Here is a 212-nt window from a genome sequence, read left to right on the forward strand (position 1 = left end):
TCACCACGCTTCCACCTCAAACCTATCTACCTGATCATCTTTCAGGGATCTTACTAGCTTACGCTATGGGAAATCTCATCTTGAGGGGGGCTTCATGCTTAGATGCTTTCAGCACTTATCCCGTCCGCACGTAGCTACCCAGCTATGCCTTTGGCAAGACAACTGGTACACCAGCGGTGCGTCCATCCCGGTCCTCTCGTACTAAGGACAGC

The 212-nt window shown here is 51.9% G+C and carries 1 rRNA gene; it reads right to left on the bottom strand.

Annotation, left to right across the window (positions count from 1 at the left end):
• Window positions 1-212: ribosomal RNA gene (locus WYK_RS06520) — 23S ribosomal RNA — on the bottom strand; the annotation flags it as partial.

The sequence above is a fragment of the Peribacillus psychrosaccharolyticus ATCC 23296 genome, from assembly GCF_000305495.1.
GTDB lineage: Bacteria > Bacillota > Bacilli > Bacillales > DSM-1321 > Peribacillus > Peribacillus psychrosaccharolyticus.